The sequence below is a fragment of the Streptomyces sp. NPDC059248 genome (assembly GCF_042753905.1).
Taxonomy (GTDB): Bacteria; Actinomycetota; Actinomycetes; order Streptomycetales; family Streptomycetaceae; genus Streptomyces.
This window is the reverse complement of record NZ_JBHYZV010000155.1, coordinates 1-5102: the sequence shown is the minus strand read 5'-3', so window position 1 is coordinate 5102 and position 5102 is coordinate 1. Positions and strand designations below refer to the sequence as shown.

Below are 5102 nucleotides of genomic sequence, written 5' to 3'. Positions count from 1 at the left end.
GGCCGGCCCGCGCGCCACCACCCCCCGCCCGGCCCGGCCGGGGGCGTTCGCGTGGGCGGCCGGTCGTTCGACCCGGCACGAACGCCGCGCGCCGCGCGCCGGGTCCTTCCGGGAGGCAGTGGGGAGGATCACACTCCCGTGGTCATGCGCTCTTGACACAAGGGTGTTCCGTCGCCGACACATCGGGCCGGGTCCGGTGGATTGTGTTGCTGCGGAGCGGTGACACGCCATAGAGTCGCCAACCGTCGGCATGATGCCACGCTGACCTATCGATAAAGCCAGATGAAGCCACCACCGCGGCCGAGGAGGTAAGGCGACTTGTGAATGAGTCGACAATTTCCCCCGGAGGCGGCCGGACGCACATGACGACAGCCCACACGATGACGATGACGGACGGCCTACACGTGAACGCCACGGCAGGCGACAAGAGTGGCCGAGAGTCCACGCACTTCGCCGCCTACGAGGAACTCCCCGAGGGGCACTTCTACGACCCCGACGCCGAATACGAGCCCGATCCGGAGTACGCCGCGACCCTCGCACCCGACGCCGCGCGACAGCGCCGTGAGCGCATCGGCCCCACCGGCCGCCCGCTGCCGTACTTCCCGATCCCGGGCCCGCTGACCGAGCACGGCCCCGCGAAGATCATCGCGATGTGCAACCAGAAGGGCGGCGTCGGCAAGACCACGTCGACCATCAACCTGGGTGCCGCGCTCGCGGAGTACGGACGGCGCGTGCTGCTCGTCGACTTCGACCCCCAGGGCGCCCTCTCGGTCGGCCTCGGCGTCAACCCGATGGAGCTGGACCTGACGGTCTACAACCTGCTCATGGAGCGGGGTATGTCGGCCGACGAGGTCCTGTTGAAGACCGCCGTACCCAATATGGATCTGCTGCCGAGCAATATCGACCTGTCGGCGGCGGAAGTGCAGTTGGTGAGCGAGGTCGCCCGGGAGTCCACGCTCCAGCGGGCCCTGAAGCCGCTGATGTCCGACTACGACTACATCGTGATCGACTGTCAGCCGTCCCTCGGCCTGCTCACCGTGAACGCGCTGACCGCGGCGCACAAGGTGATCGTCCCGCTGGAGTGCGAGTTCTTCGCGCTGCGCGGCGTGGCGCTGCTCACCGAGACCATCGAGAAGGTGCAGGAGCGGCTCAACCCCGAGCTGGAGCTGGACGGCATCCTCGCGACCATGTACGACTCGCGGACCGTCCACAGCCGCGAGGTGCTGGCGCGGGTGGTCGAGGCCTTCGACGACCACGTGTACCACACCGTGATCGGGCGGACGGTGCGCTTCCCGGAGACCACGGTCGCCGGCGAGCCCATCACCACCTACGCGTCGAACTCGGTCGGCGCCGCCGCGTACCGCCAGTTGGCCAGGGAGGTGCTCGCCCGGTGTCACGCCGAGTGAGTCTGCCCGGAGCCGACGAACTGTTCCGTACGACCGGTGGCACGGCACTCCAGCCGTCCTCGCCGAGGCGCGCCGCGAACGGCGAGCCGAGGGTGCCCGCGCCCGCGGGGGAGAGCGATCCGCTGGACAGCGCCTCGCTCTCGCCGCCGCAGGAGCACACGGCGGCGGACGCCGACCAGAACACGGGCGCCGAGGGGCGCAGCCGGGCCGAGGAGCCCGATACCCCGGTCCCCGGGGTATCGGGACGGTCCAGGCGCTCCCAGGCCGCCCAGGAGGCCGCGGGGGCCGTCGGTGGAGCTCAGTCCGCGGCGTCCCGGCGGCGGGGCAGGGCCGCGAACCGGCGGCCGAGCGGACGTGAGCGGCACGACGAGAAGATCACGGTCTATGTCTCGGCCGAGGAACTGATGGACCTGGAGCACGCGCGGCTGGTGCTGCGCGGGGAGCACGGGCTGGCCGTGGACCGCGGCCGGATCGTCCGCGAGGCGGTCGCGGTGGTACTGGCCGACCTCGAACAACGCGGCGACGCGAGCATTCTCGTCCGCCGACTGCGGGGCCGCTGAGGGTAGCCTCGCGCTGCCCGCCCGCCCCATCCCTTCTGGACCGCCCATGCCTCCGCCGCCCCACCCGCCCCGCCGCCCTCTGGGCCGGGGCCCGACGGTCCCGCCTCCGGCACTCCCGGACGGGCGGGCCGCGGACCCGGGCGCCGCCCCGGCGGACCGTGCGCCCGGCACCGTACTGCCGGAAACCCCCGGGGCCGCTCCGGAACCCGGACGGGAGCCCGCCGTACGCCCCGGGGGCCCGGAAAGGCGCCCCCGTCCCCTCGGCGGGCCGATGGACGTACTCCCGGGCGATTCCGCTCCGCCCGGTGGCGGTGAGGACCCCGGGGCCCCGGACGCGGAGGAGCGCGAGACCTCGGCCGCGCCGGAGGCGGATCGGCGGTTCACGGTGCGGCTGGTGAACTTCGAGGGGCCCTTCGATCTGCTGTTGCAGCTGATCGCCAAGCACAAGCTCGATGTGACCGAGGTCGCGCTGTCGAAGGTCACGGACGAGTTCATGGCCCACATCAGGGGCATGGGCGACGACTGGGACCTCGACCAGACCACCGAGTTCCTCGTCGTCGCCGCGACCCTGCTGGATCTCAAGGCCGCCCGGCTGCTGCCCGCCGCCGAGATCGAGGACGAGGCCGATCTGGCCCTGCTGGAGGCACGTGACCTGCTCTTCGCCCGGCTGCTCCAGTACCGGGCGTACAAGCGCGTCGCGGAGATCTTCGACGACCGGCTGGCGGCCGAGGGGCGGCGCTACCCCCGGACCGTCGGTCTTGAGGACCACCACGCGGAGCTGCTGCCCGATGTGGTGATCAGCATCGGCGCCGAGGGGTTCGCCCGGCTGGCCGTGACGGCGATGCGGCCCCGGCCGAAGCCCGAGGTGTATGTGGACCATATCCACGCGCCCCTGGTCAGCGTGCGCGAACAGGGGGAGATCGTGGTGGCGATGCTGCGGGAGCTGGGCCGGGCGGGCTTCCGGGAGCTGACCCGGGACACCGACGACACCCTGACCGTCGTCGCGCGCTTCCTCGCGCTGCTGGAGCTGTACCGGGACCGGGCGGTCGCCCTGGAGCAGGAGGAGGCCCTCGGCGAGCTGCTGGTCGTCTGGACCGGCGGCGACGCGGAGACGACGGTCACCGACGAGTTCGACCGGCCGCCCGAACCCCCGCGGGACGGGGCGGACCCGGCGAGTGAGCAGAGGAAGGCGGAGGTCACGGCGTGAGAACCGACGAGCGGGTCCCGACCGGGACCCCCCACCCCACCGGCGCCGCGGAGCTGGCCCTGAAGCCCGCCCTGGAGGCCGTCCTGATGGTGGTCGACGAGCCGGCCACCGAAGAGCATCTGGCGAAGGTGCTGGAGCGGCCCCGCCGGGCCGTCGCCGACGCGCTGCGGGAGCTGGCCGACGAGTACACGACCCAGGGCCGTGGCTTCGAGCTGCGGGCCGTCGCGGGCGGCTGGCGCTTCTTCACCCGGGCCGGTTACGCCCCCGCCGTGGAGCGCTTCGTCCTCGACGGCCAGCAGGCCCGGCTGACCAGGGCGGCGCTGGAGACCCTCGCGGTGGTCGCGTACCGCCAGCCCGTCAGCAGGTCCAGGGTCTCCGCGGTGCGCGGGGTGAACTGCGACGGTGTGATGCGCACCCTTCTCCAGCGGGGACTGGTCGAGGAGGCGGGCGCGGAACCCGAAACAGGTGCGATCCTGTACAGGACGACGAACTACTTCCTGGAGCGGATGGGCCTGCGAGGCCTGGACGAGCTGCCGGAGCTGGCGCCCTTCCTCCCCGAGGCCGAGGCGATCGAGGCCGAGACGCAGGAGGGCGTGCCGTCGTTCGACCCGGACGCTCCGGAACCGGCTACAGACTCTGTACCGGACGAAGAAGACAAGACGACGGAAACGTGATGCGAAGCAGCGGCAGCGGCAGGAACAGTGGCGGCGGTAACAGCGGCGGGCGCGGCAACCCCCGCGGCGCGGGCGGCAACCGCGACGACGGGCGGAAGCACGCGGGCAAGCCCGGCAAGTCCGGTAAGCCGGGCAAGCCCCGCCCCGAGGAGCGCCGCTACGACGTCGGCGGTTCCGGTACGGGCTCCGGCCCCGGCGGCGACCCCAGGAAGGGGCGCGGCGGCGCGGCGCGCGGCGGCGCCAAGGGCGGCCCCCGTCAGTCCGTGAAGCCCCCGACGGGCCGCGGCAGCCGTACGGAGCCCGCCCGCTCCCGTGAGTACGACGCCAGGACCGAGGAGCGCAACCGGGAGCGGTACGCGAACAAGCCGCAGGTCAAGACCCCCAAGACCTTCCCCGGCGCGGAGCAGGAGGGCGAGCGGCTGCAGAAGGTGCTGGCCCGGGCCGGAATGGGCTCGCGGCGCGCCTGCGAGGAGCTGATCGACCAGGCCCGGGTGGAGGTCAACGGGCAGATCGTGACCGAGCAGGGCCTGCGGGTCGACCCGCAGAAGGACGAGATCAAGGTCGACGGGCTGACCGTGGCCACCCAGTCGCACCTCTTCTTCGCGCTCAACAAGCCCGCCGGTGTCGTCTCCACCATGGAGGACCCCGACGGCCGCCAGTGCCTCGGCGACTACGTCACCAACCGGGAGACCCGGCTGTTCCACGTCGGACGGCTGGACACCGAGACCGAGGGCATCATCCTGCTCACCAACCACGGTGAGCTGGCCCACCGGCTGACCCACCCCCGCTACGGGGTGAAGAAGACCTATCTGGCCGCGATCCAGGGTCCGCTCCCGCGCGACCTCGGCAAGCGGCTGAAGGACGGGATCCGGCTGGAGGACGGCTACGTCAAGGCCGACCACTTCCGCGTGGTGGAGAACACCGGCAAGAACTACCTGGTCGAGGTCACGCTCCACGAGGGCCGCAAGCACATCGTGCGCCGGATGCTCGCGGAGGCGGGCTTCCCCGTCGAGAAGCTGGTCCGGACGACCTTCGGGCCGATCGCGCTCGGCGACCAGAAGTCGGGCTGGCTGCGCAGGCTGACCAATACGGAGGTCGGCATGCTGATGAACGAGGTCGGTCTGTAGGGCCTGCCCGACGGATCCGGCGAGGGAGGGCCCGCCGCGCGGTTGGGCCGCGGGGCCCCGGGGGGTATAAAAAAAAACCGAGCCCCCCAACCGTGGGGGATGTGGGGTTGGGGGGGGGGGGGGGGGGG

5 protein-coding genes are annotated in these 5102 nt (G+C 72.1%); all 5 read left to right on the top strand.

The features are described 5' to 3' along the window. The first annotated feature begins 362 nt into the window (after positions 1 to 362). From ACFXG1_RS32880 to ACFXG1_RS32860, 5 genes are read left to right on the top strand one after another with little or no spacing between them, the layout of a single operon-like run. On the top strand, positions 363 to 1406 hold the full coding sequence (locus ACFXG1_RS32880) for a ParA family protein (RefSeq protein ID WP_358828515.1): 1044 nt from the start codon (positions 363 to 365) through the stop codon (positions 1404 to 1406). Continuing rightward, complete coding sequence (locus ACFXG1_RS32875; protein WP_384714577.1) at positions 1391 to 1966, top strand: hypothetical protein; 576 nt, start codon at positions 1391 to 1393, stop codon at positions 1964 to 1966. Before ACFXG1_RS32880 ends, ACFXG1_RS32875 begins: the two co-directional genes overlap by 16 nt. 46 nt (positions 1967 to 2012) lie before the next feature. Next, on the top strand, positions 2013 to 3173 hold the full coding sequence (locus ACFXG1_RS32870; protein WP_384745841.1) for a segregation/condensation protein A: 1161 nt from the start codon (positions 2013 to 2015) through the stop codon (positions 3171 to 3173). Next, positions 3170 to 3847: an SMC-Scp complex subunit ScpB gene (gene scpB / locus ACFXG1_RS32865; protein WP_384745839.1), complete on the top strand. Its 678-nt coding sequence runs from the start codon at positions 3170 to 3172 to the stop codon at positions 3845 to 3847. Before ACFXG1_RS32870 ends, scpB begins: the two co-directional genes overlap by 4 nt. Continuing rightward, on the top strand, positions 3847 to 4974 hold the full coding sequence (locus ACFXG1_RS32860; RefSeq protein ID WP_384745837.1) for a pseudouridine synthase: 1128 nt from the start codon (positions 3847 to 3849) through the stop codon (positions 4972 to 4974). The genes scpB and ACFXG1_RS32860 overlap by 1 nt, the downstream gene beginning before the upstream one ends. Positions 4975 to 5102: the final 128 nt, after the last annotated feature.